Source organism: Streptomyces sp. NPDC020983 (assembly GCF_044333485.1).
Classification (GTDB): domain Bacteria; phylum Actinomycetota; class Actinomycetes; order Streptomycetales; family Streptomycetaceae; genus Actinacidiphila.
In genome coordinates, this window is record NZ_JBIRRA010000004.1 from 75,580 (window position 1) to 99,581 (window position 24,002).

Annotated in this window: 20 protein-coding genes and 1 tRNA gene; 12 read left to right on the forward strand and 9 right to left on the reverse strand. The window is 75.1% G+C overall.

Annotation, left to right across the window (positions count from 1 at the left end; all coding sequences use genetic code 11):
• Positions 1-175 precede the first annotated feature (175 nt).
• The 3 genes from ACH4SE_RS09435 to ACH4SE_RS09445 all read left to right on the forward strand — a co-directional run bounded on the left by ACH4SE_RS09435 (position 176) and on the right by ACH4SE_RS09445 (position 4,996).
• Positions 176-1,048: an FAD binding domain-containing protein gene (locus ACH4SE_RS09435; protein ID WP_398542738.1), complete on the forward strand. Its 873-nt coding sequence runs from the start codon at positions 176-178 to the stop codon at positions 1,046-1,048.
• Entirely contained in the window at positions 1,045-2,601 is a 1,557-nt protein-coding gene (locus ACH4SE_RS09440) for a 2Fe-2S iron-sulfur cluster-binding protein (RefSeq protein ID WP_398542739.1), read from the forward strand. Before ACH4SE_RS09435 ends, ACH4SE_RS09440 begins: the two co-directional genes overlap by 4 nt.
• 76 nt (positions 2,602-2,677) lie before the next feature.
• Positions 2,678-4,996: a xanthine dehydrogenase family protein molybdopterin-binding subunit gene (locus tag ACH4SE_RS09445; RefSeq protein WP_398542740.1), complete on the forward strand. Its 2,319-nt coding sequence runs from the start codon at positions 2,678-2,680 to the stop codon at positions 4,994-4,996.
• A 41-nt stretch (positions 4,997-5,037) separates the two neighbouring features.
• Here the strand turns inward: ACH4SE_RS09445 and ACH4SE_RS09450 are convergent, their stop codons facing one another.
• Complete coding sequence (locus ACH4SE_RS09450) at positions 5,038-5,817, reverse strand: isocitrate lyase/phosphoenolpyruvate mutase family protein (protein WP_398542741.1); 780 nt, start codon at positions 5,815-5,817, stop codon at positions 5,038-5,040.
• 107 nt (positions 5,818-5,924) lie between these two features.
• Positions 5,925-5,996: transfer RNA gene (locus ACH4SE_RS09455), tRNA-Cys, on the reverse strand.
• Positions 5,997-6,201: 205 nt separating this feature from the next.
• Here ACH4SE_RS09455 and ACH4SE_RS09460 point away from each other — a divergent pair.
• On the forward strand, positions 6,202-7,689 hold the full coding sequence (locus ACH4SE_RS09460; RefSeq protein WP_398542742.1) for an MFS transporter: 1,488 nt from the start codon (positions 6,202-6,204) through the stop codon (positions 7,687-7,689).
• Between the two features lie 19 nt (positions 7,690-7,708).
• Here ACH4SE_RS09460 and ACH4SE_RS09465 read toward each other — a convergent pair whose 3' ends face one another.
• Positions 7,709-8,134 carry a MarR family winged helix-turn-helix transcriptional regulator gene (locus ACH4SE_RS09465; protein ID WP_398542743.1) on the reverse strand — a complete coding sequence of 142 codons (426 nt, stop codon included), beginning with the start codon at positions 8,132-8,134 and terminating at the stop codon, positions 7,709-7,711.
• A 97-nt stretch (positions 8,135-8,231) separates the two neighbouring features.
• Here ACH4SE_RS09465 and ACH4SE_RS09470 point away from each other — a divergent pair, with 97 nt between their 5' ends.
• Positions 8,232-8,876, forward strand: a complete 645-nt coding sequence (locus ACH4SE_RS09470; RefSeq protein WP_398542744.1) for an MBL fold metallo-hydrolase — start codon at positions 8,232-8,234, stop codon at positions 8,874-8,876.
• Between the two features lie 69 nt (positions 8,877-8,945).
• Here the strand turns inward: ACH4SE_RS09470 and hppD are convergent, their stop codons facing one another.
• Positions 8,946-10,061 carry a 4-hydroxyphenylpyruvate dioxygenase gene (gene hppD / locus ACH4SE_RS09475; protein WP_398542745.1) on the reverse strand — a complete coding sequence of 372 codons (1,116 nt, stop codon included), beginning with the start codon at positions 10,059-10,061 and terminating at the stop codon, positions 8,946-8,948.
• 130 nt (positions 10,062-10,191) lie between these two features.
• Between hppD and ACH4SE_RS09480 the strand changes: the two genes are divergently transcribed.
• The 3 genes from ACH4SE_RS09480 (at position 10,192) to ACH4SE_RS09490 (ending at position 12,750) form a co-directional block, all read left to right on the forward strand.
• Positions 10,192-10,668 carry an Lrp/AsnC family transcriptional regulator gene (locus ACH4SE_RS09480; RefSeq protein ID WP_398542746.1) on the forward strand — a complete coding sequence of 159 codons (477 nt, stop codon included), beginning with the start codon at positions 10,192-10,194 and terminating at the stop codon, positions 10,666-10,668.
• A gap of 69 nt (positions 10,669-10,737) precedes the next feature.
• On the forward strand, positions 10,738-11,346 hold the full coding sequence (locus ACH4SE_RS09485) for an ArsR/SmtB family transcription factor (RefSeq protein WP_398542747.1): 609 nt from the start codon (positions 10,738-10,740) through the stop codon (positions 11,344-11,346).
• A gap of 120 nt (positions 11,347-11,466) precedes the next feature.
• Positions 11,467-12,750, forward strand: coding sequence for an MFS transporter (locus ACH4SE_RS09490; protein ID WP_398542748.1), 1,284 nt, complete (start codon positions 11,467-11,469; stop codon positions 12,748-12,750).
• 6 nt (positions 12,751-12,756) lie between these two features.
• Here the strand turns inward: ACH4SE_RS09490 and ACH4SE_RS09495 are convergent, their stop codons facing one another.
• From ACH4SE_RS09495 to ACH4SE_RS09505, 3 genes are all read right to left on the reverse strand, one after another.
• The gene (locus ACH4SE_RS09495; RefSeq protein WP_398542749.1) at positions 12,757-13,545 is read right to left on the reverse strand and encodes a S16 family serine protease; all 789 of its coding nucleotides are present in this window, start codon (positions 13,543-13,545) and stop codon (positions 12,757-12,759) included.
• A 57-nt stretch (positions 13,546-13,602) separates the two neighbouring features.
• Positions 13,603-14,388 carry an IclR family transcriptional regulator gene (locus ACH4SE_RS09500; RefSeq protein WP_398542750.1) on the reverse strand — a complete coding sequence of 262 codons (786 nt, stop codon included), beginning with the start codon at positions 14,386-14,388 and terminating at the stop codon, positions 13,603-13,605.
• A 241-nt stretch (positions 14,389-14,629) separates the two neighbouring features.
• Positions 14,630-16,411, reverse strand: coding sequence for a DEAD/DEAH box helicase (locus ACH4SE_RS09505; RefSeq protein ID WP_398542751.1), 1,782 nt, complete (start codon positions 16,409-16,411; stop codon positions 14,630-14,632).
• Positions 16,412-16,680: 269 nt separating this feature from the next.
• On the opposite strand from ACH4SE_RS09505, the gene ACH4SE_RS09510 reads away from it, so the two are divergent.
• Positions 16,681-18,048, forward strand: coding sequence for an FAD-binding oxidoreductase (locus tag ACH4SE_RS09510; protein WP_398542752.1), 1,368 nt, complete (start codon positions 16,681-16,683; stop codon positions 18,046-18,048).
• A gap of 36 nt (positions 18,049-18,084) precedes the next feature.
• Here the strand turns inward: ACH4SE_RS09510 and ACH4SE_RS09515 are convergent, their stop codons facing one another.
• Entirely contained in the window at positions 18,085-18,567 is a 483-nt protein-coding gene (locus ACH4SE_RS09515) for an SsgA family sporulation/cell division regulator (protein WP_398542753.1), read from the reverse strand.
• Positions 18,568-18,837: 270 nt separating this feature from the next.
• On the opposite strand from ACH4SE_RS09515, the gene ACH4SE_RS09520 reads away from it, so the two are divergent.
• Complete coding sequence (locus ACH4SE_RS09520; protein ID WP_398542754.1) at positions 18,838-20,058, forward strand: RDD family protein; 1,221 nt, start codon at positions 18,838-18,840, stop codon at positions 20,056-20,058.
• Between the two features lie 86 nt (positions 20,059-20,144).
• Positions 20,145-20,828 (forward strand): RDD family protein, encoded by a 684-nt coding sequence (locus tag ACH4SE_RS09525; protein ID WP_398542755.1) that lies wholly within the window; start codon positions 20,145-20,147, stop codon positions 20,826-20,828.
• Positions 20,829-20,866: 38 nt separating this feature from the next.
• Here ACH4SE_RS09525 and ACH4SE_RS09530 read toward each other — a convergent pair whose 3' ends face one another.
• Positions 20,867-21,163, reverse strand: coding sequence for an MMPL family transporter (locus tag ACH4SE_RS09530; RefSeq protein WP_398542756.1), 297 nt, complete (start codon positions 21,161-21,163; stop codon positions 20,867-20,869).
• Between the two features lie 353 nt (positions 21,164-21,516).
• Here ACH4SE_RS09530 and ACH4SE_RS09535 point away from each other — a divergent pair, with 353 nt between their 5' ends.
• On the forward strand, positions 21,517-23,946 hold the full coding sequence (locus ACH4SE_RS09535; protein WP_398542757.1) for an immune inhibitor A domain-containing protein: 2,430 nt from the start codon (positions 21,517-21,519) through the stop codon (positions 23,944-23,946).
• The last annotated feature ends 56 nt before the right edge of the window (positions 23,947-24,002 follow it).

The window sequence follows — 24,002 nt, forward strand, 5'->3', positions numbered from 1 at the left end:
CACTGTGCCGATTTCCCCGGGAGACGTACGATCACCGGCGTGGCGGACGGATCGGTACGTCGTGGACCTGCGCGACGGCCCCTGGGGAAGATGTGCCAGAGTTGCCACGTCCGGGCTGTCAGCACGTACGGTACGGCTACCGCGTGACCGAGGAAGGCCGGGAAGGGGCAGCTGCGTGAGCGCGTATGCACAGCAGGCGGCGGAGATCGTCACGCTGCCGTCCTCGCTCGACGAGGCGGTGGCGGCGCTCGCCGCCATGCCCACCGCCGTGCCGGTCGCGGGCGGCACCGACCTGATGGCGGCGGTGAATTCCGGGCTGCTGCGCCCGGCGGCGCTCGTGGGCCTGGGCCGGATCGCCGAGATCCGCGGCTGGCAGTACGCCGACGGCGCCGCGCTGCTCGGCGCGGGGCTGACCCACGCGCGCATGGGCCGCCCGGACTTCGCGGCGCTCATCCCCGCGCTCGCCGCCGCCGCGCGCTCCGCGGGGCCGCCGCAGATCCGCAACGCCGGCACGCTGGGCGGCAACATCGTCTCGGCCGCGCCGACCGGTGACGCGCTGCCGGTGCTGGCCGCGCTGGAGGCGAGCGTCGTCCTGGCCGGTCCGGAGTCCGACCGGGAGATCCCCGTCAGCCACCTGCTGACGGGTATGGACCCGCTGCGTCCCGGCGAGCTGGTCGCCTTCGTGCGCATCCCGCTGCTGCACGCGCCGCAGACCTTCCTGAAGGCCACCGGCCGCACCGGCCCCGGCCGGGCCGTCGCGTCGGTGGCGCTCGTCGTCGACCCGGCCAGGCGCCAGGTGCGCTGCGCGGTCGGCGCGGTCGCGCAGGTGCCGCTGCGGCCGCTGGAGGCCGAGCAGTGGGTTGCCGGGCTCATCGACTGGGACGGCGAGCGCAGCCTCGCCCCCGAGGCGTGCACCGCCTTCGGGGAGTACGTGGCCGCCGCGTGCATCCCCGACCAGCCCGGTGTGGACCTGCCTCCGGCGGCCGTCCAGCTGCGCCGTACCGTCGCCGCACTGTCCCGCCGAGCGCTCGGGAGGGCCCTGGCATGACCGACCAGCCGCAGACGCCGGGCGGCGCCGGCAACTCCGGTGCCTGGCAGCCCGTTCCGGGCGGCGGGGACTACGACCCCGACCAGACCATGCACGTCTCCTTCGCCGCGCAGCTGCCGCCCGAGCCGCGCCCCGGCGAGGACCCGCTGAGCGCGCACGGCCCCGCCGGGGAGCCGGACGCCGCCACCACCTGGGCGATCCCGGTGATCCGGGACGAGGCCGAGGGCGACTCCGGCGAGTACTCCGTGGGCGCCTTCACCTCGCCCTGGGACCAGGCGCCTTCGCCCGCCGCGCCCACCACCCAGTCCTTCCCCGCCGGGATGTTCGGGCAGGGCGCCGCCGCCGCGCAGGCCGCGCAGGCGCAGGCCCGCGCCGAGGCGGAGGCCGCCGGGGAGGGCGCAGGCTGGGCCGAGCCGCCGCAGGAGCCGGCCGAGCCCGCCGCGCAGGAGTCCCCGTGGTCCGCCTTCACCGCGCCGGGGGCGGCGCCGTGGCAGCCGCCCGCCGAGACCGGATGGGCCTCGGCGGTCGACGAGGTGCCGGAGGCCCGGCCCGCCGCCGGGGGCTCCCCGGAGTCCGGCTACCCGGTCGGCTACGCCGCGCCTTACCCGCCGGAGGAGTCCGGTGCTGTGCCGGAGGGCGGTGCCGGGTACCCGGCCCGTGAGCCGGCGGCCGCGCCGGAGGACGCCCGCGGGTATCCCGCGCCCTACCCGCCGGAGGAGTCCGGCACTGTGCCGGAGGACGCGTCCGGTTACCCGCGAGGGGAGTCGGGGGCGCAGGAGGCTGCGCCCTACGCGCCGCAGGACGGCGCCGGGGACGGGGAGGCCGAGGGCGGGGCCGGCGGGCGCGAGTACGTCGCCGGGGCCGCGCCGCAGCCGCTGCCGGAGGCCGAGGCCGTACCGGCGGAGGACGACGGCGGGCCCGCGCCGGTGGAGCCGTCGCCGGAGGAGGACGGGGCCGGGCCGGAGCCCGCGGAGGAGGCCCCCGAGCCGACCCGCAGCGAGCACCCGGTCGCCTCCTACGTGCTGCGGGTCAACGGCGCCGAGCGCCCGGTCACCGACGCGTGGCTCGGCGAGTCGCTGCTGTACGTGCTGCGCGAGCGGCTGGGGCTGGCGGGTGCCAAGGACGGCTGCGAGCAGGGCGAGTGCGGTGCGTGCTCGGTGCAGGTCGACGGGCGGCTCGTGGCCTCCTGCCTGGTGCCCGCCGCGACCGCCGCGGGGTCCGAAGTACGCACGGTGGAGGGCCTGTCCGTGGACGGCCGCCCGTGCGACATCCAGCAGGCGCTCGCCGACTGCGGGGCCGTCCAGTGCGGCTTCTGCATCCCCGGCATGGCCATGACGGTGCACGACCTGCTGGAGGGCAACCACCGTCCCACCGACCTGGAGACCCGGCAGGCACTCTCCGGCAACCTGTGCCGCTGCTCCGGCTACCGCGGTGTGGTGGACGCCGTGCGCCAGGTCGTGGCCGCCCGCGACAGCCGCGACGCGGACGAACCGCCGCCCGCCGCCCGTATCCCCGCCCAGCCCGGACCCGCATCCCCGGAGAACGCCGTATGAGCGCGCGCCGCCTCCCCGCCACGTACGCCGCACCCGCACGCCCCCGTACGGCACCGCACACGACGGGAGGCGCGCGATGAGCGTCATCGACGGGCCGGGTCCGGCCGCGGAGACGGCGGTGGCCCCCGCGGGCGGCAGCCCGCACGGCATCGGCACGTCGCTGCCGTCCACCGACGCCGCGGCCAAGACGCAGGGCACCTACCCCTACGCCGCCGACCTGTGGGCCGAGGGGCTGCTGTGGGCCGCGGTGCTGCGCTCGCCGCACCCGCACGCGCGGATCGTCCGCATCGACACCACCGAGGCCGCCGCGATGCCCGGTGTGCGCGCTGTCCTGACGCACGAGGACGTGCCCGGTGACGCGATGCACGGCCGCCGGGTCGCCGACCGGCCGGTCTTCGCCACCGGCATCGTGCGGCACCACGGCGAGCCGATCGCCGCCGTGGCCGCCGACCACCCGGACACCGCGCGGCTCGCCGCGGCCGCGATCCTCGTCGAGTACGAGGTGCTGGAGCCGGTCACCGACCCGGAGAAGGCCTTCGCCGCCGAGCCGCTGCACCCGGACGGCAACCTGATCCGGCACATCCCGCTGCGCTTCGGCGACCCGGAGGCCGTGGGCGAGGTCATCGTCGAGGGCCTCTACCGGGTCGGCCGCCAGGACCCCGCGCCGATCGGCGCCGAGGCGGGCCTGGCCGTGCCGCGCCCGGACGGCGGGGTGGAGCTGTACGTCGCCTCCACCGACCCGCACGCCGACCGCGACATCGCCGCCGCGTGCTTCGGCCTGGAGGCCGACCACGTCAAGGTCGTCGTGACGGGCGTGCCGGGCGCGATGGGAGACCGCGAGGACTCCGGGATCCAGCTGCCGCTGGGCCTGCTGGCCCTCAGGACCGGCTGCCCGGTGAAGTTCGTCGCCACCCGCGAGGAGTCCTTCCTCGGCCACGCCCACCGGCACCCCACGCTGCTGCGCTACCGCCACCACGCCGACTCCGAGGGGCGCCTGGTCAAGGTCGAGGCGCAGATCCTGCTGGACGCGGGCGCCTACGCCGACGCGTCCTCGGACGCGCTCGCCGCTGCCGTCGCCTTCGCCGCCGGGCCCTACGTCGTCCCGCACGTCTTCGTCGAGGGCTGGGCGGTGCGCACCAACAACCCGCCCTCCGGCCACGTGCGGGGGGAGGGCGCGCTCCAGGTCTGCACGGCCTACGAGGGCCAGATGGACAAGCTCGCCGCGAAACTCGGCCTGGAGCCCGCCGAGATCCGCATGCGCAACGTCATGGCCACCGGCGACCTGCTGCCCACCGGGCAGACGGTCACCTGCCCCGCGCCGGTCGGCGAGCTGCTCAAGGCGGTCCGCGACGCCGACCTGCCGCCGCTGCCGGACGGTGACGACGAGTCGCAGTGGCTGCTGCCCGGCGGCACCGCGGGCGCGGGCGAACCGGGCGCGGTGCGGCGCGGTGTCGGCTACGCGCTGGGCATGGTGCACGTCCTCGGTGCCGAGGGCACCGACGAGGTGTCCACCGCGACCGTCCGCGTGCACGACGGCCGCGCCACCGTCATCTGCGCCGCCGTCGACACCGGCCAGGGGTTCGCCACGCTCGCCCGGCAGATCGTGCAGGAGGTGCTCGGCGTCGACGACGTCCGCGTGCTGCCCGCCGACACCGACCAGCCGCCCGCCGGCCCGGCCGCCCGCGGCCGCCACACCTGGGTCTCCGGCGGGGCCGTGGAACGCGCCGCGAAGATGGTCCGCACCCAGCTGCTCCAGCCGCTCGCCGCGAAGTTCGGCATGTCGGTGGAGCTGCTCACCATCGCCGACGGCAAGATCACCTCGTACGACGGGGTGCTCTCCACGACCGTCGCCGAGACGCTCGACGGCAAGGAGCTGTGGGCCACCGCGCAGTGCCGCCCGCACCCCACCGACCGGCTCGACGACAACGGACAGGGCGACGCCTTCGTCGGCCTCACCTTCTGCGCGATCCGGGCGGTCGTCGACGTCGACATCGAGCTGGGAGCGGTGCGGGTCGTCGAGTTCGCCGTCGCCCAGGACGTCGGCCGCGTCCTCAACCCGCGCCAGCTCGCCGCCCGTATCGAGGCGGGCGTGACGCAGGGCATGGGCCTGGCCCTCATGGAGGACCTGCGCGCGCCCCGCGGGGTGGTCAAGCGCCCCTCGCTCACCGGCTACGCGCTCCCGACCGCCCTCGACGCGCCCGACGTGCGCATCGTCAGGCTCGTGGAGGAGCGGGACGTCGTCGCCCCCTTCGGCGCGAAGGCCGTCAGCGCGGTGCCGGTCGTGACCGCGCCCGCCGCTGTGGCCGCCGCCGTCCGCGCCGCGACCGGCCGTCCCGTCTCCCGCCTCCCGATCCGCCCGCAGGCCGCCATCGTCAAGCCCCCGGCCACGGCGTGAACGCCGCCCCGCGCTGACGGCCCCCCGGGGCCCGGGGGCCTTCAGCCCACCAGGCCCGCGGCCATCTCCCGTACGGCTTCCAGGGCCTGGGCCTGGAGCCCGCCGCCGAAGGTCACCCGGGAGGCGCCCAGCGCGCCCAGCTCCCGGGGGGACGGGGTGCCCGGCTTGCACAGGGCGTTGACGGGGATGCCCACCGCCTCCGCGATCGGCCCCAGGTGGGTCGCGGGCGCCATGATCGGGTAGACGCAGTCCGCGCCCGCGGCCGCGTACCGCAGGGCGCGCTCGATCGCGGCCTGCGGGGTGCGGTCGCCGCGCAGGTACGTGTCGACGCGCGCGTTGACGACGAGCGCGCCGCCCGCCGCGGCGACCACCGCGGCGAGCCGGTCGGCGTGCTGCCCGGCGTCCACCAGCGTGCCCGTCGCCGGGTCGCTGTCCTCCAGGTTGCACCCCGCGGCGCCGGCCTCCAGCAACCGCTCCACCAGCTCCCCGGGGGCGAGCCCGTACCCCGCCTCGATGTCGGCGCTCACGGGCACGTCCACGGCCCGGGTGATCCGCCGGATCGCGGCGAACATCTCCGCCGCCGGGGTCTTCTGCCCGTCCGCGTACCCGAGCGAGGCCGAGATCCCCGCGCTCGGCGTGGCCAGCGCCGGGAAACCGGCGTCGGCGAAGACCCGCGCGGAGGCGGCGTCCCACGGCCCGGGCAGGATCAGCGGATCCCCCTGTGCCCGCCCGTGGTGGAGCCCCCGCAGGAGGGCTGCGTGCCCGCTCCCGGCGGGCGTGTCGGCGTTCTGCTGGGCGGTGTTCGTCCGGTGCGTCGTCATACGCCTGACGTTACGTCCTGCGCGGCCCGCGCCACTGGACCACTCGCCCCCGGAAAACGTGGGCCAATCCGGCGCGGCGCGGGGGCTCCGCGGGCGACGGGGAGGAGAGGCCGTGACCGGATTCGAACCGGTGTCACTCGATTTGCAATCGAGTCCCTGAACCACTCGGGCACACGGCCGTGCGCTGCTTGCTGCTTCTTCCCTGCGCTACGAGCATCGCCGGTGCGGGGAGCGGGGGTCAACGGAATGCGGGGCAGTGCCACACGACCGCAACGGCGCGTTCACAGGGGTTCATGCACGGGCGGCGGGGCACGGGACCCGGGGGGAGCGGGGCCCGGTCGCACGGCAGGGGTGACATGCGGGATCGCCCCTTACGCTGGGGCGATGAGCGTTGCAGGGGACAGGAAGGCCGAAACGGGGGTCGCGGCTGGTGAGGGGGCCGCGGAGGCCGCCGGCGACGGCGGGATACTCGGGCGCGACTACCGCGCCCTCACCCTCGGGGTCGTGTCGGTCGTGCTGCTCGTCGCCTTCGAGGCCACCGCGGTCGGTACGGCCATGCCCGTCGCCGCCCGCGAGCTGCACGGGCTCGGCCTCTACGCCTTCGGCTTCTCCGGGTACTTCACCACGTCGCTGTTCGCGATGGTCGTGAGCGGCCAGTGGTGCGACCGCGGCAGCCCGCTCGCCCCGCTCGCCACCGGGATCGCGGCCTTCGCCGCCGGGCTGGTGATCAGCGGCACCGCGAGCGCGATGGGCGTGTTCGTGCTCGGCCGGGCGGTGCAGGGCCTCGGCGGCGGCCTGGTGATCGTCGCGCTCTACGTGGTGGTGGGCCTGGCGTATCCGGAGCGGCTGCGGCCCGCGGTGATGGCGTCCTTCTCGGCCTCCTGGGTCGTGCCGTCCATCGTGGGACCGCTCGTGTCCGGGACGGTCACGGAGCAACTGGGGTGGCGCTGGGTCTTCCTGGCCATCCCGGTGCTGGTGGTGCTGCCGCTCGCGGTGATGCTCCCGGCGCTGCGGCGTACGGCGGCGCACGCGGGACGCGGCGGGGCGGGCGGGGACGCGGCGGGGCGGCCGCGGATGGACGGGCGGCGGATCGGGCTCGCCGCGCTGCTGGCCTGCGGGGCCGTGCTGCTCCAGTACGCGGGCCAGGACCTGCGGCCGCTGTCGGTGCTGCCCGCGCTCGCCGGGGCGGGCCTGATGGTGCCCGCGGCGCTGCGGCTGCTGCCCCGCGGCACCTTCCGGGCGGCGCGCGGGCTGCCCACGGTCGTCCTCATGCGCGGGCTCGCCGCCGGCACCTTCGCCGCGGCCGAGACGTTCATCCCGCTCATGCTGGTGACCCAGCGCGGGCTGTCCCCGACGCTGGCCGGCCTCTCCCTGGCCGGCGGCGGCCTGACGTGGGCGCTCGGCTCGTACCTGCAGGCCCGGCCGCGCTTCGAGCCGGTGCGCGAGCGGCTCGTCCAGGTGGGCATGCTGCTCACCGCGGGCGCCATCGCGGTGGTGCCGCTGGCGCTGGACCACGCGGTGCCCGCGGGGGTCGTGGCGGTGGCGTGGTGCGCGGGCGGCATGGGCATGGGGATGACGATCTCCACGCTCTCGGTGCTCATGCTGCGGGTGTCCCGACCGGCGGACACCGGCACGAACTCCGCGGCCCTCCAGGTCGGCGACGCCCTCGCGAACGTCGTCCTCGTCGGCGCCGCGGGCTCCGTCTTCGCGGCCCTCGGCGGCGGCTCGGTGGCCCCCGCGGTCCACACCGCCGCGCACACCGCCTCCCACCCCGCGGCCTTCGCCGCCGTCTTCCTCCCCGCGGCCGCCCTGGCCCTCTGCGCCGCCGGGATCTCCCGCCGGCTGCGCCCGCCGGGCCTGCCTTCCGCGTGACGGGGTCCGCCGGCCGCGTCTACCTGGCCCTCAGGTGCGCGTCCAGGCGTGCCAGCAGGGGCAGCGCCCCGGCCAGCGCGCTGCGCTCCGCGGGGGTGAGCGCCTGGGTGATCGCGGTGCCGAGCCAGTCCGCGCGCCGGCGCCGCTCCTCGGCCAGGCGCTCGCTGCCGGCCGGCGTGAGGTGCAGCAGGAGCTTGCGCCCGTCGTGAGGATGGGCCTCGGTGCGCACCAGCCCCCGGCCGGCGAGGTCCCTGACCGCGCGGGCGGCCGCCTGGTGGCTGACACCCCGCCGCTGTGCGATGTCGGCGGTGGTCAGCGGGCCGTCGCGGTCCAGGTGGCCCAGGACGGCGGCCTCGCCGGGGGGCATCGTGTCGGCGGCGCGTACGGTGCGCACCAGCCGTCCGACGGTCAGGCGGAGTTCCTCGCCCAGCTGCTCGTCGTCCATGCCGCCAGCATACCGACAGCCAGGCTGTACACCTAGGGTGTGGAACATGGTTGTACAGTTTACGGAGAAGAACCGGCCGCCCCGGAAAGGAACCGTCGTGCAGCTCACCAAGCACGCCCATGCCTGCGTCACGATCGAGAAGGACGGCACCCGCCTGGTCATCGACCCCGGCACCCTCACCCCGGACGCGGCGGAGGCCGTCGGCGGGGCCGACGCCGTGCTGATCACCCATGAGCACTTCGACCACTTCGACGAGAAGCTCGTCGCCGCCTCGCTGGAGGCCCGGCCGGAGCTGGAGGTCTACGGCACGGCCGCCGTCGCGGCCGCCCTGGGCAGCCACGGGGGCCGAGTGCACACCGTCGCCGCGGGAGACGCCTTCACGGCCGGCTCCTTCACCGTCACCGTCCACGGCGACCTCCACGCGCCGATCCACGCCGACATCCCGCGCCCCGACAACGTCGGCTACCTGCTCGACGACGGGGCCCTCTACCACCCCGGCGACGCGTACTTCGCCCCCGGGGCCGACGTGCGCACGCTGCTGCTGCCGACCAGCGGGCCGTGGACCAAGCTCGGCGAGGCCGCCGACTACGTCCGGGCGGTCGGGCCGGAGCGCGTCCTCCAGATCCACGAGCTGATGCTCAGCGACCTCGGCCAGGAGTCCACCGCGCGCATCCTCGGCGAGGGCGGCCTCACCGGCGTCCCGATCGGCCGCCTCGCGCCCGGCGCGACCGTCCGGCTGTAGCCCGCGGGACCGGTGCGCGGGACCGGTGCGCGGGGCGGTCCGCCCCGCGCACCGCCCCGCGCCGTCGTCTCACAGGTTGCCGCGGCGCTCCTGCTCGCGCTCGATCGCCTCGAAGAGGGCCTTGAAGTTGCCCTTGCCGAAGCCCATGGAGCCGTGCCGCTCGATCATCTCGAAGAAGACGGTCGGGCGGTCCTGGACGGGCTTGGTGAAGATCTGGAGCAGGTAGCCGTCCTCGTCGCGGTCGGCGAGGATCTTCAGCTCGCGCAGCTCGTGGAGCGGGACACGGGTGTCGCCGACCCAGTCGCCGAGGGTGTCGTAGTAGGAGTCGGGGGTGTCGAGGAACTCCACACCCGCGGCGCGCATGGCGCGGACCGTGGCGACGATGTCGTTGGTGGCCAGCGCGATGTGCTGGACGCCGGGGCCGCCGTAGAACTCCAGGTACTCGTCGATCTGCGACTTCTTCTTGCCGGCCGCGGGCTCGTTGAGCGGGAACTTGACCTTGCGGGTGCCGTCGGCCACGACCTTCGACATGAGGGCGGAGTACTCGGTGGCGATGTCGTCGCCGACGAACTCCTTCATGTTCGTGAAGCCCATGACGCGGTGGTAGAACTCCACCCACTCGTTCATCCGGCCGAGTTCGACGTTGCCGACGCAGTGGTCGACGGCCTGGAAGTAGCGCCGGGCGGGCGGCTCGACGAGCGGTCCGGCGGCGTCGTAGCCGGGCAGGTAGGGGCCGTCGTAGCCGGTGCGCTCGACGAGCGTGTGCCGGGTCCGGCCGTACGTGGCGATCTCGGCGAGCACCACCGTGCCGTTGTCGTCCTTCAGTTCGTACGGCTCCGCGAGGCCGGTCGCGCCGTGCCCGACGGCGTGGGCGTAGGCGGCGCGGGCGTCGGGCACCTCGATCGCCAGGTCGATCACGCCGTCGCCGTGGGCGGCGACGTGCTCGGCGAGGAAGCGGCCCCGCTCGGTCGCGGGCTTGATGACGGAGGTGAAGACGAAGCGCGCGCCGCCCGACTCCAGGACGTAGGAGGCGGTCTCGCGGCTGCCGTTCTCCGGCCCGGAGTACGCCACCCGGCGCATCCCGAACGCGGTGGAGTAGTAGTGCGCGGCCTGCTTCGCGTTGCCCACCGCGAAGACGACCGCGTCCATGCCCTTGACGGGGAAGACGTCCGTGGTCTCAGTCATGCCCACAGCGTCTCCCCGGCCCTCAGGGTGCGCAACAGTTCCGGTTTTCCCTGGACAAGCTGCTCAGCCGAAGCGACGATCGACGGGTCAATCTGTGCAGGATGACCATGCGGAAGGCCGGTGGGCGGGGATGGGGATCGACGGACTGGACGGGCGGCTCATCGTGCTGCTGGACCAGGAGCCGCGGATAGGTGTCCTGGAGGCCTCCCGCCGCCTCGGTGTCGCCCGCGGCACCGTCCAGGCCCGCCTGGACCGGCTGCGGGCCCAGGGGGTCGTCCGGGGCTTCGGCCCCCAGGTCGACCCGGCGGCCCTCGGCTACCCGGTGACCGCCTTCGCGACGCTGGAGATCCGCCAGGGCCTCGGCCCCGACGTCCGCGCCCACCTCGCCTCCGTGCCCGAGGTCCTGGAACTGCACACCACGACGGGCGAGGGCGACATGCTCTGCCGCCTCGTCGCCCGCTCCAACGCCGACCTCCAGCGCGTGATCGACCGCGTCGTCGGCTTCGAGGGCATCGTCCGCGCCTCGACGGCGATCGCCCTGGAGAACCCGGTCCCGCTGCGCGTCATCCCCCTGGTGGAGCAGGCGGCGCGGGAGGCGCGTCCGTGACCCGGGCGTGCAAAGGTTCCTTTGCACGATCCGTTGCAAAGGAACCTTTGCACCTCTAGCGTGGTCCACGTGACCGACGGATCCGCGGCCGGCGTGCCGCGCCAGGACGACGTACCCCCGCTCGACCCGCGGTCGCTGCGCGGCCTCGCGCACCCGCTGCGGGTGCGGCTGCTGGGGGCACTGCGGGAGTTCGGGCCCGCCACCGCCTCCGCGCTCGCCGGGCGGCTGGGGGAGTCGAGCGGGGCGACCAGCTACCACCTGCGGCAGCTCGCCGCGTACGGGTTCGTCGTCGACGATCCCGGGCGCGGGACGGGGCGGGAGCGGTGGTGGCGGGCCGCGCACCGGGGGAGCCGGGTGGACAGCGTCACGGAGTTCATGCGGCACCCCGATCCCGAGGTGCGCGGGGCGATCAACACCCTGCTGTACGCGCAGGCCGTGGCGCACTCCGAGGAGCTGGGCACCTGGCTCGGCACCATGGGGGAGTGGCCCGAGCAGTGGCAGGAGGCCTTCGACGTCAGCGACTACACCCTCCACCTCACCCCGCTGCTCGCCCGCGAGCTGGGGGAGCGGCTGCACGCGCTCGTCGACTCCTACCGCGACCGGCTCCCCGAGGCGGAGGCGGCGGACGCCGCCCGGGTCCGCGTGCACGTGCACGCCTTCCCGCGCCACGCGGACTAGCCGCACGACGCCGCCCCGCGCCCCACCACCGCGCCGGGGCGGCGCGGAGCACCGCCCGTCCGCGGCGCCCACCCGGCGCGCGGGCGGTCCGTACGCGACCCACGTCCCGGGGGGGAAAACATGCCCACCACCGACCGCGACCGGCGACCGCTGGTCCTGCTGCTCACCGCCAACGTCATATCCGTCAGCGGCAACATGCTGACGATCGTCGCCGTCCCGTGGTTCGTGCTCCAGACCACCGGCAGCCCGGCGCGCGCCGGGCTCGTCGCCTTCGCCTCGACGCTGCCCGTGGCGGTCGCGGCGCTGCTCGGCGGACCGCTCGTCGACCGGCTGGGGCAGACGGTGAGCAGCGTGGTGTCCGACGCGGTGTGCACGGTCGCGGTCGGGGCGATCCCCGTGCTGCACATGGCGGGCGCGCTGTCCTACGGGGCGCTGCTCGCGCTCGTCGCCGTCGCCGGGCTCTTCCACGCGCCCGGGGAGACCGCGCGGGAGGTGCTGATGCCGCGGCTCGCGGAGGTGGCGGGCACGACCGTGGGACGGGCGTCGAGCGCCTACGAGGGCGCCGCGCGCGGTGCGCGGATGCTCGGGGCGCCGCTCGCCGGGGTGCTCGTCGCGGCGCTCGGCGCGGCCGACGTGCTGCTGGTGGACGCCGCGAGCTTCGCGGTGTCCGCGCTGCTCATCGGCCTGGGCGCGCGCGCCCACGGCAGGCCCCGCGGCGAGGACGCGGAGCCCCGGGAGCTGGGGTACGCGGCGCAGTTGCGCGAGGGGTACGCGTATCTGGTGCGGGCCCGGCTGCTGTTCGCGGTGGTGGTGATGGTCATGGTCACCAACGCGCTGGACCAGGCGTGGTCGGCGGTGCTGCTGCCGGTCGACGCGCGCGAGCACCTCGGCGGGGCGTACGCGATCGGGCTGGTGTCCGGGGCCACGGGCGGCGCGGCGCTGGTCGGTTCGCTGCTCTACGGCGTCTACGGGCACCGGCTGCCGCGCCGCGGGCTGTTCATCGGGGCCTTCCTGGTCGCGGGCTTCCCGCGCACCGCGGTCGCCGCCTTCGTGCCGGGGCTCCCCCCGCTGGTCGCCGTCACGGCGGCGTGCGGGATCGCGGCGGGTGTGCTCAATCCGATCATCGGTACGGAGATGGTGCGGCAGGTCCCGGAGCGGCTGCGCAGCCGGGTCTTCGGCGCGACCACGTCCGGGTGCCTGATGGCCATGCCGCTCGGCGGGCTCGCCGCCGGCTACCTGGTGCAGTACGCCGGGCTGCGCGGCACGCTCGCCGCCGTCAGCGCCGCCTACCTGCTCACGACGCTGAGCCCGCTGGTGCTGCCCGCCTTCCGCCGCTGGGACGCCCCGCACCCGCACGCGGCACCGGCCGCGGGCCGGGGGGCGGTGTCCCCGGACGCGGTGTGAGGCGCCTCAGCAGGTGGGCGTCCGCCGGCCCGCCGCGAGCGCGTCCAGCGCGGACAGTGCGCCGTCCAGCGTCTCGACGGGGACGAGCCGCAGCCCCTCGGGCAGCCGGGCCCTGGCGTCCGCGCACTCCGCGCGCGGGACCAGGAAGACGGTGGCGCCGTCGCGCCGGGCGGCCTGCTCCTTGAGGGGGACGCCGCCGACCGCGCCGACCCTGCCGTGCGCGTCGATGGTTCCCGTCCCGGCGATGACGCGGCCGCCCGTGAGGTCGCCGCCGTGGCCGTCGCCGGCGATCTTGTCGATGATGCCGAGGGTGAAGAGCAGCCCGGCGCTGGGGCCGCCGACGTCCTCGAGCCGCAGCTCCACCTTCACCGCCGAGGGCGACAGGTGCAGGTGGTTCAGGGCCGCGGACGTCGCGTCCTGCTGGGAGGCGGTCATCTCCTTCAGGTTGGCCTTGTCGATCTCCTCGGTCGTGCGTCCGCTGGGGTAGACCGCCTCGCGCGGCATCGCCGCCTGGTCGTCGGCGAACCACGCCCTGGCCACGTCCGTGAAGTGCACCGAGGAGGACGGCGAGGTCGCCTGGATGGTGACCAGCCGCAGCTGCCCGCTGGTCTCCCGCACCGGGGCCCCGCTGACCGTGATGACCGGCGTGCCCGCGTTGCTGCCGAGGACGTCGGCGGTGAGCCCGGGCTCGGCGATGACCACCGGCAGCGGGGCGAGGGCGGCCACGGCCAGCAGGGCGGCCACGACCGCCGAGCACGCGGCGAGGATCACGGACCGGCGGGAAAGCGTAGGCATGCGCCCGACCTTATTTCACCCGGGCGCCGGCCCCGAATCCGCGGCCCCCGCCGGGCCTCAGCGCAGTGCCTCGGAGACCTCCGTCGCCGCCTCCACCACACGCGGGCCCACCCGTTCGGGTACCGCCTCGGCGAGCATCACCACGCCGACGCTGCCCTCCACGCCCGGCACCCCCAGCAGCGGGGCCGCGGCGCCGCTGGCGCCCGCCTCCAGCTCGCCGTGGGTGAGGACGTAGCGGACCCGGTCGGTCGCCAGGCCCGTGCCGACGGTGGCCGTGCCCGTACGCACCAGGGTGCCGCGCTCGTCGCCCGCGCCGCCCGGTCCTTCGCCGTCGCCGTCCTCGTCCTCCAGGCTGTCGGCGAAGCGCTCCCAGCGGCTGCCGTCCGCGGTGGGCTGCATGCCGCGCCCGGCGAGGATGGCCCGGCCCGCGGCGCCGCGGTCCAGCGGGTGCCGGAAGCCGGTGCGGTAGGCGACGTGGTAGTCGGTCCAGGTCGGTTCGACCACGGCGACGGCGAGCGCCTCGCTGCCGTCGACGAGGGTGAGGTGCGCGGTCGCGCCGATGTCCTCGGCGAGCGAGCGCAGCGCGGGCAGCGCCGCCTCCCGCAGCAGCGGGTGCACCTGGTGGGCGAGACCGAGCACACCGAGGCCCACCCGGGCCCGGCCGCCGAGGTCGCGGCGGACGAGTGAATGCTGCTCCAGGGTGGCCAGCAGGCGGTAGACGACCGTCCGGTTGACCCCGAGCCTGGACGCCAGTTCGGTGACGGTCAGCCCGTGATCGGTGTCGGCGAGCAGTTTCAGGACCCGAAGGCCCCGGTCCAGTGTCTGAGACGTCTCGGCGGTCACGACGCCCCTCCCTCATAGAATCGGCGGCGCCTGCCGGGGGGATGCACCGCCGGTCCCGCGACGGTGCGCGGAGAGGCCGCCGGATGTCGGCTTACCGGCTGCGCTCCGCGGCGGCTCTGCCACGGCGCGTGCGTGATCGGCACGGTAGCGGGCGTGTACCGCTCAGCGGAAGAGGCCGTCCACAATCCGGGCGGTGTGGTGACGCCTCGTTGCTTTTCATATCGCTGTAACACAGCCGAAATCATCGCATTCGGGTGGCCCACTCCTGCACCTTCTTGATCCGTTCGCCGAGCTGGCCGGCGGTCGCCTCCGCACTCGGCGGACCGCCGCACACCCGGCGCAGCTCCGTGTGGATCACGCCGTGCGGTTTGCCGCTCTGATGGTTGTACGCGGCGACCAGGGTGTTCAACTGCTTTCGCAGTTCCAGCAGCTGCCGGTGCGAGACGACCGGGCGGCGCTCCGCCGGCAGCTCCAGCAGATCGGCCTCCTCGTCCGGTTTGCGCCGGCTGTGCGCGATCTGCCGGGCCTGCCGCCGCTGGAGGAGTATCTGCACCTGGTCGGGCTCCAGCAGGCCCGGGATCCCCAGGTAGTCCTGCTCCTCCTCGCTGCCCGGATGCGCCTGCATGCCGAACTCGGCGCCGTCGTAGAGCACCCGGTCGAAGACCGCGTCGGACTCCAGCGCCTCGAAGGGCAGTTGGTCGTCCTCGGTGGCCTCGTCCTGCTCCCGCTCGGCCTCGGCGAGCAGCTGGTCCTCCTCGGCGTACGGGTCGTCCTCGCCCGCCTTCTTCGGCTTGTCGAGCACGTGGTCGCGCTCGACCTCCATCTCCGCGGCGAACTCCAGCAGCGTCGGGATCGTGGGGACGAAGACGGACGCCGTCTCGCCGCGCCGCCGCGACCGTACGAAACGGCCCACCGCCTGCGCGAAGAACAGCGGCGTGGAGATCGTCGTGGCGTACACCCCGACCGCCAGCCGCGGCACGTCCACGCCCTCCGACACCATCCGCACCGCGACCATCCAGCGGTCCTCGGACGCGCTGAACTCCTCGATCCGCTTGGACGCGCCCGCGTCGTCGGACAGCACCACGGTCGCCCTGTGCCCCGTCAGCTCGCGCAGCAGCTTCGCGTACGCCCGCGCCGAGTCCTGGTCCGTGGCGATCACCAGGCCGCCCGCGTCCGGGATGCCCTTGCGCACCTCCGTCAGCCGCTGGTCCGCGGCCCGCAGCACGTTGGGCATCCAGTCACCTGCCGGCGACAGCGCCGTACGCCACGCCTGGGCGGTGGCGTCCTTCGTCATCGGCTCGCCCAGCCGCGCCGCGATCTCGTCGCCCGCCTTCGTGCGCCAGCGCATGTTGCCGCTGTAGGACATGAAGATCACCGGCCGCACGACGTGGTCGGCGAGCGCGTTGCCGTAGCCGTACGTGTAGTCCGCGGAGCTGCGGCGGATGCCGTCGTTGCCCTCCTCGTACGTCACGAACGGGATCGGGTTGGTGTCCGAGCGGAAGGGCGTGCCGGTCAGCGCCAGCCGCCTCGCCGCCGGCTCGAACGCCTCCAGGCACGCCTCGCCCCACGACTTGCTGTCGCCCGCGTGGTGGATCTCGTCCAGGATCACCAGCGTCTTGCGCTGCTCGCACCGGTTGCGGTGCAGCATCGGCCGCACGCCGACCCCCGCGTACGTCACGGCCACGCCGTGGAACTCCCGCCCCACCGGGCCCGCGCTGTACTGCGGGTCCAGCCGGATCCCTATCCGCGCCGCCGCGTCCGCCCACTGCGTCTTGAGGTGCTCGGTCGGCGCCACGACGGTGATCTGCTGCACCAGGTGGTTGTGCAGCAGGTACGACGCGAGCGACAGCGCGAACGTGGTCTTGCCCGCGCCCGGGGTCGCCACCGCCAGGAAGTCCCGCGGCTGGCGCGCCACGTACGCGTCGATGGCGCCCTGCTGCCACGCCCGCAGCTTGTTCGCCGTCCCCCAGGGCGCGCGGCCGGGGAAGGCGGGGGACAGGTGGTGGGGGTGCGAGGTAGTCACGGTCTCCGGCGGGGGGTGGAAGCGGCGGCCGGCCCTGCCGGCCCGTAGGACCGCCTCAGCGTAACGGCCTGCGGCCCGGCCCTCGCCCCCGACGCTCGGCCCCCCGCCCCCGTGCGACCGACGTCACACCGCGCCGCGCGGGCGGCCCGGCGCGCGGCTCCCGCGCCCCCGCGGGGCGAGCGCCCCGCGGCGGGCCGCGCCCCCGGGAGCGGGGCCCTGCGCGGGGCAGGCCCTGGTGCGGCGGGCGCCGCGGATGCGAAGGTGGGGGAATGGGTGAGGTCATCGAGGAGTTGGCGGCCGGGCTGCCCGGCGGGGCAGTGATCACGGACCCCGCGGTCGCGGGGGCGTACTCGGCGGACATGGCGGGCTTCTCCGCGGCGGGCACGCCGCTGGCCGTCGTGCTGCCGCGGACGGCGCAGGAGGTCCAGCACGTGCTGCGGACCGCGTCCGCCCACGACGTGCCGGTCGTCCCGCAGGGGGCGCGCACCGGCCTGTCGGGCGGCGCCAACGCCGTGGACGGCTGCATCGTGCTGTCGCTCGCGAAGATGGACCGGATCCTGGAGATCGACCCCGTCGAGCGGATCGCGGTCGTCGAACCCGGCGTCGTCAACGCCGTGCTGTCGCGCGCGGTCGCCGCACAGGGGCTGTACTACCCGCCGGACCCGTCGAGCTGGGAGCAGTGCACGATCGGCGGCAACATCGGGACGGGCGCGGGCGGCCTGTGCTGCGTCAAGTACGGCGTCACCGCCGAGTACGTGCTCGGACTGGACGTCGTCCTGGCCGACGGGCGGCTGGTGACGACCGGGCGGCGGACGGCCAAGGGCGTCGCGGGGCTGGACCTGACGCGGCTGTTCGTGGGCTCCGAGGGCACCCTCGGGGTCGTCGTCAAGGCGGTGCTCGCGCTCAGGCCCGCGCCGCCCCAGCAGCTCGCGCTGGCCGCCGAGTTCCCCTCGGCCGCCGCCGCGGGCGCCGCGGTGTGCGCGATCATGGCGGGCGGCCACGTGCCCTCGCTGCTGGAGCTGATGGACGGCACGACCGTGCGGGCGGTCAACGCGATGGCGAGGATGGGGCTGCCGGAGTCCACCGAGGCGCTGCTGCTCGCCGCGTTCGACACCCCGGACGCGGCGGCCGACCTCGCGCGGGTCGCGGAGCTGTGCACGGCCGCGGGTGCGACCGAGGTGGTGCCGGCGGAGGACGCGGCGGAGTCGGAGATGCTGCTCCAGGCGCGGCGGCTGTCGCTCACCGCACTGGAGAAGGTGTCGACGGCGATGATGATCGACGACGTGTGCGTACCGCGCGGGCGGCTCGCCGAGATGCTCGACGGGGTCGCCGCGATCGCGGCGAAGCACGGCCTGACCATCGGGGTGTGCGCGCACGCGGGCGACGGCAACACCCACCCCGTGGTCTGCTTCGACCGCCACGACGCCGACGAGACCCGGCGGGCCCGGGAGTCCTTCGACCAGATCATGGCGCTCGGCCTGGAGCTCGGCGGCACGATCACCGGCGAGCACGGGGTGGGGCTGCTCAAACGCGAGTGGCTGGCCCGGGAGGTCGGCCGCACCGGCATGGAGCTCCAGCGCGGCATCAAGGCCGTGTTCGACCCCAAGGGCCTGCTCAACCCCGGCAAGGTCTTCTGACGCCGGCCCGGCGCGGGCTCCCCCGGACGGGGAGCCTCACGCACCGGCGTCGGGGGCGTCGTCCGAGGAGTCCTGCCACGGGTCGCGCAGCCACAGGTCGTCGCCCGCCGCCGGGGCGAGCAGCCGCTCCAGGCCGTCGTCCATGCCCAGTTGCTCGTGCTCGGTGCCCGGCGGCACCGCCCGCAGGGTGCGCTCCAGCCAGGACGCGACGGGTGACGACGGCGCCTCCAGCAGCGCCTCGCCGTCGGGCGAACTGAGCGCCATGCACAGCACGCTGCGGCCGCCGGCCTTCGTCGGCCAGATCCGCACGTCGCCGTGCCCGCAGGGGCGGAAGACACCCTCCACGATCAGCTCGCGCGCGAACGTCCAGTTGACGGGCACGTCGGAGCCCACGTGGAAGGTGATGTGCACGGCGAACGGGTCGTCCGTGCGGTAGACCAGCCGGGCCGGCACCGGGATGCTGCGCTCGGGCGACAGCACCAGGTGCATCTCGAGTTCGCGTTCCACCACGGTCTGCATCGGGTCGACGTCCTTTCCTTGGCGCGGTGGCCCCAGTTGGCGGGTGTCGCGATCGGGGCCTGCACCTGGAGAGAGCGCGTGCCTCCCTCACCATTACGCGACTTCGCGGTTTCCGGTTCAAAATTCTCGAAGAGGGGGCGCGCGTCGGCGCGGACGGGTAATGACGTGGCAGACGGGGTGGCGCGCGGTGGCGCGGGCCCAACCGACCCCCGGTTCTGGTATGTCTGGACGCTGTATCCCCTGGCCGAGCAGATACGGAAGCTGTGACCCATGAGCGCTCCCCCTTCTGGTCCCTCAGGTCCTTCCGGCGCGGCCGGGGCCGGCGGCTCGTCGTCTCCGGCGCCGGGCTACTACCCGGACCCGTCGATTCCGAACTACATCCGGTACTGGAACGGCACGTCCTGGGTGCCGGGGACGAGCCGCCCCGCGCCCGCTTCCGCCGCACCGGCCGCCTCCTCCGCACCCGCCCCGCCCACCGGGCCCGCCCTGGACGAGTCCGGTCCCGTCTTCCTGGACGCCGATCCGACCGCGCCCGCCGCCGTCCAGGGAGAGCCGGAGCCCGCCCCTTCCGCTCGCCCGCCCGCGCCGGCCCCCTCCGCCTTCCCGGCTCCCCCGGCTCCTGCCACCGGGGGCCCGGTGTGGCCCGGCCCCACGGCGTCCCGCCCGCCGGCCGCCGCGTCCGCCCCGGGACCCGCGCCCACCGCGCCGGTGTGGCCGGCGCCGGCCGCGAACCCGCCGGGCGGCGGCCTGCCGCCCATCTCCTGGGGCGCGCCGGACGGGCCCCGGCCGCTCGTGCCGCAGCCGCAGGCGCCCGAGCAGCCCTCGTGGACGACGCCCTCGCCCGTCGGGCCGCCCTCGCCCGCGCACCCGGTGGCCGCGCCGCCCGCGGTGCCGCAGCAGGGCCCGGCGCCCTGGGCGGAGCAGGTCCAGGAACTCGCCAGGGACGGCGGCGCCGCGGTGCCGTGGCGGCCGGTCGCCGCCGACCCCTTCGCCTCCGCGCGCGGCCACGACCGCCCCGGCGGCCTGTGGCGCCGCCTCACCGCGCGGCTCGTCGACACCGTGCTCTTCGCGGCCGTCACGGCGGTGGCCGCGGTGCCGCTGGGCTCGGCGGCGTACCACCACGCCAAGGACAAGGTCGACGCGGCCAGGCTCACCGGGGAGACGGTCAGGGTGTGGCTCCTGGACGCCACGACGGGCGCGGAGGCGGGCGCCGTCCTGCTCGTCGCCCTCCTGGCGGGCGTGCTCCTGGAGGTGCTGCCGACCGCACGGTGGGGCCGCACCCCGGGCAAGAAGCTGATGGGCCTGAAGGTGCTCGACATCGAGGGCCAGCTCCCCCCGAGCTTCGGCGCCAGTCTGCGCCGCTGGGCGCTCCGCTCGGTCCTCAACGCCCTCGCCGTGGGCGTCGTCGGCGTCGCCTGGGTCCTCTTCGACCGCCCCTGGCGCCAGGGCTGGCACGACAAGGCCTCCCACACGTTCGTCGCCGCCGCCTGACGCGCCGCCCGGAGGGCCGACGGCCGGGTCCCCCGGATGGATCTTGGCGGCGGGCGCACCGTCAGCTCGCGGGTTTCACTCGGGTCATGAGCAGTGATCAGCCGCCGCCCACCCAGCCGCAGCCGCCCGGCAACCCGTACGGGAACCCCCCGCCCGGGGGCGGCAACCCGTACGACAACCCCCCGCCCGGGGGAGGGGGCGGCGGGCAGTGGGGCGGCGACCCCTGGGGGAACCCCCCGCCGCCGGGGAACCCGTACGGGAGCCCCCCGCCCGGCCAGGGCGGCCCCCCGCCCGGGTACGGCGGAGGGGGCGGCGGCGGTCAGCAGCCCCTCCCCGGGATGCCCCCGCTCGCGGACCCGGGCAAGCGCGTGATCGCCCGCATCATCGACATCGTCGTCGTGCTGATCCCCGCGGGCCTGCTGGACTGGGCGGCCGGCGGCGTCAACGGCAGCGACTGGAGCTACGGGCGCTCCGCGATCGGCGGCGTCTTCACCGCGGGCCTGGGCTTCCTCTACGAGTGGTACATGACGAAGTCCACCGGCCAGACGGTGGGCAAGAAGCTGATGGGCCTGCGGGCCGCGATGCTCTCCGACGGCAGCGTGCCGGGGACGAACGCGGCGGCGGCGCGCGCCGCCGTGCTGTGGCTGCCGGCGTTCTGCTGCAGCTGCTTCTGGTTCCTGCTGATCGGGATCACCGTGGCGTTCGACAAGCCGTACAAGCAGGGGCTGCACGAGAAGGCGGCCAGGACCGTGGTCGTGACCGCCGTCTGATGGGGCGCCGGACGCAGGGGACGGCGGCGCCCCGGGTCTCAGCGCCGCAGGCTGTGCTCGCCGACCCGCCGGGGCTCCGCACCGCCGGGCACCCGGGAGCGGGGCAGCGGTACGGCGGTGGGCCGCAGCGGCGCCGGACGCGCGGCGGCGCGGCGGCGGGCCACGGCCGGCATGGTCACGGCGACGGCGACGAGCACGCCGAGCACCAGTCCGGCGGCGGCCACGGCGGCGACGGCGGCGCCGGAGCGTACGTCGGACAGCAGCAGAGCCGCGAGGGTGGACAGGACGACGGTGAGGGAACCGTAGACGAGTTGCGCGGTCGTCGGACGTGGCATCGGAAGGACCGTCCTCGGGTACGTCGAAGCGGGGGCACGCTGACGGGTGGCTCGTGTTCGGCATGCCCGGGGTCACCACCCGGTAAGCACAACCTAACCGCCGGCGCGGTGCACGAGGGGGCGCACGGGGTCGCACGCGCGTCCGATGCCGTGCGGGACGCGGGGCGGGCGGGGGGCACGGCCGGAGGGAACGTCACCGCGGGCGCCCGGTACGGGGGTCCGCGGGGCCTGACGTCCGCTCAGCGGTGCCGTGGAGCCGGTAAACGTACTGTCCTGCCATGCCCAAGTCAAGATCTGTTTTTTCCCCCGGCACTCCGGTGCAATGGCCTTTCCCAAGGGGAGGTCAATTTATCTTGAAGATTCAGCGGAGGATCACCCACACCGCCGCCCTGTCCCTGGCCGTCGCCGTCCTGGGGGTGCTGCCCACCGCCACCGCGGCGGGTGCGGCCGGGGCGGACCGGGCCGGCGCGCCGGCGGACGTGCCCGCGGCTTCGTCCCACGACCCGGCGGGCAACCAGCCCCACGACCTGCCGGGCCCCTTCACCGAGCAGCAGGACGCCGAGCGGTCGGCCGCGCTCCAGCAGGTCGTCGCGGGCCGGGCCACCGTGCAGCAGATCGGCGGCTCGCAGGTCGTCGACCTCGGCCGCGGCGCGGGCGCGAAGGGCGGCAAGGGCAGATCCAAGTACGTCGAGCTGGGCCGGGAGAAGACCGACAAGATCTTCACCATCCTCGCGGAGTTCGGCGACCAGGTGGACAGCACCAGCACCTACGACCCGGACGGCCCCGACGGCCCCGAGCAGCCCGTCACCAAGTACGGCGGCGACCCGGGCCCGGCGCACAACGAGATCGCCCGGCCGGACCGGTCCGAGGACAACAGCACCGCCTGGCAGGCCGACTACGACCAGGCGCACTTCCAGGACCTCTACTTCGGCCACGGCTCCGGCAAGGACTCGCTCGCCACCTACTACGAGCGCCAGTCCTCGGGCCGCTACTCCGTCGACGGCGAGGTCTCCGCCTGGGTCAAGGTGCCCTGGAACGAGGCCCGTTACGGCTCCAACTACTGCGGCGCGAGCACCTGCTCCAGTGCCTGGGACCTGATCCGCGACGCGACGGCCGCGTACGTCCAGGACCAGAAGGCCCAGGGCCGCACCGACGCCCAGATCGCGGCGGACCTGGCGCAGTACGACCAGTGGGACCGCTACGACTACGACGGCGACGGCAACTTCAACGAGCCCGACGGCTACATCGACCACTTCCAGATCGTGCACGCCGGTGTCGACGAGTCCGCCGGCGGCGGCGTGCAGGGCACGGACGCGCTGTGGGCGCACCGCTGGTACGCGTACGGCACCGACGTCGGCCGCACAGGCCCGGCGGGGAACCGCGCGGGCGGCACCCAGATCGGCGACACCGGCATCTGGGTCGGCGACTACACCCTCCAGCCGGAGAACGGCGGCCTCGGCGTCTTCGCCCACGAGTACGGCCACGACCTCGGCCTGCCCGACGAGTACGACACCACGTACATCGGCGAGAACAGCACGGCCTTCTGGACGCTCATGTCCTCCGGGTCCTGGCTCGGCACGGGCGGCGACGCCATCGGCGACCGCCCCGGCGACATGAACGCCTGGGACAAGCTCCAGCTGGGCTGGCTCACCTACGGCACGGCCGAGGCCGCGACGCGCTCCACCACCAAGCTGGGCGTCGCCGAGTACCACACCGAGGACAAGCAGGCACTGATCGTCACCCTCCCGGACAAGACGGTGACCACGACGGTCACCCCGCCGGCCGAGGGCGGCAAGCAGTGGTGGTCGGGCAGCGGTGACAACCTGTCCAACACGCTCACCCGCCCGGTGGACCTCACCGGCAAGGCGTCCGCGTCCCTCACCCTCAAGGGCTGGTGGGACATCGAGGAGAACTACGACTACCTCTACACCGAGGTCTCCACGGACGGCGGCGCCAACTGGACGCCGATCGACGGCACCGCCGACGGCAGGGCGCTGCCCCGCGACGGCGGCGGCTACCCGGCGCTGACCGGCACCAGCGGCGCGTACGAGGACCTGTCCTTCCCGCTCGACGCCTACGCCGGCCGGCAGATCCAGCTGCGCTTCCGCTACCTCACCGACGGCGGCGTCGCGCAGAAGGGCTTCACGGCCGACGCGATCAGCGTCACCGCGGACGGCTCGGCGGTCCTCAGCGACGGCGCCGAGGGCGACGACAACGGCTGGACGGCCAAGGGCTTCACCCGCATCGGCGCGTCCATCACCGACGACTACCCCGAGTTCTACATCGCGGAGAACCGGCAGTACGTCTCCTTCGACCAGACGCTCAGGACCGGCCCGTACAACTTCGGCTGGCTGAACACCGCCCCGCAGAAGGCCGAGCACTTCCCGTACCAGAACGGCCTGCTCATCTGGCTGTGGGACACCTCGCAGGCCAACAACGACGTCGGCCTGCACCCCGGCCAGGGCGAGATACTGCCGGTCGACGCGCACGCCAAGGCCGAGAAGTGGTCGGACGGCACGCTCATGCGCAACCGCATCCAGGCCTACGACTCGACCTTCAGCCGGTACCCGACGCAGGGCCTCACCCTGCACAGCAACGGGACCGCGGCCACCGTCGGGTCCAAGCCCGGGGCGCCGGTCTTCGACGACCACCACGGCACCTACTACGACCCGGCCAACCCGTACGGCAGCGTGCAGGTGCCCGACACCAACACGCGCATCACCATCCTGGCCCAGCCGCTGGACGGCAGCACCGTGACGGTGCAGGTCGGCCCCGCCCGCTGAGCCCGTCACCAGGGGTCTGACCTGCGGTGACGATGCGTTCGGCCGCCGTCTGCTGG

Coding starts and splice junctions, on each gene's coding strand:
- ACH4SE_RS09495 (WP_398542749.1), bottom strand. CDS start 13,545: ATGCCTACGCTTTCCCGCCGGTCCGTGATCCTCGCCGCGTGCTCGGCG.
- ACH4SE_RS09445 (WP_398542740.1), top strand. CDS start 2,678: ATGAGCGTCATCGACGGGCCGGGTCCGGCCGCGGAGACGGCGGTGGCC.
- ACH4SE_RS09525 (WP_398542755.1), top strand. CDS start 20,145: ATGAGCAGTGATCAGCCGCCGCCCACCCAGCCGCAGCCGCCCGGCAAC.
- ACH4SE_RS09515 (WP_398542753.1), bottom strand. CDS start 18,567: ATGCAGACCGTGGTGGAACGCGAACTCGAGATGCACCTGGTGCTGTCG.
- ACH4SE_RS09450 (WP_398542741.1), bottom strand. CDS start 5,817: ATGACGACGCACCGGACGAACACCGCCCAGCAGAACGCCGACACGCCC.
- ACH4SE_RS09465 (WP_398542743.1), bottom strand. CDS start 8,134: ATGGACGACGAGCAGCTGGGCGAGGAACTCCGCCTGACCGTCGGACGG.
- ACH4SE_RS09480 (WP_398542746.1), top strand. CDS start 10,192: ATGGGGATCGACGGACTGGACGGGCGGCTCATCGTGCTGCTGGACCAG.
- ACH4SE_RS09510 (WP_398542752.1), top strand. CDS start 16,681: ATGGGTGAGGTCATCGAGGAGTTGGCGGCCGGGCTGCCCGGCGGGGCA.
- ACH4SE_RS09440 (WP_398542739.1), top strand. CDS start 1,045: ATGACCGACCAGCCGCAGACGCCGGGCGGCGCCGGCAACTCCGGTGCC.
- ACH4SE_RS09520 (WP_398542754.1), top strand. CDS start 18,838: ATGAGCGCTCCCCCTTCTGGTCCCTCAGGTCCTTCCGGCGCGGCCGGG.
- hppD (WP_398542745.1), bottom strand. CDS start 10,061: ATGACTGAGACCACGGACGTCTTCCCCGTCAAGGGCATGGACGCGGTC.
- ACH4SE_RS09530 (WP_398542756.1), bottom strand. CDS start 21,163: ATGCCACGTCCGACGACCGCGCAACTCGTCTACGGTTCCCTCACCGTC.
- ACH4SE_RS09490 (WP_398542748.1), top strand. CDS start 11,467: ATGCCCACCACCGACCGCGACCGGCGACCGCTGGTCCTGCTGCTCACC.
- ACH4SE_RS09460 (WP_398542742.1), top strand. CDS start 6,202: ATGAGCGTTGCAGGGGACAGGAAGGCCGAAACGGGGGTCGCGGCTGGT.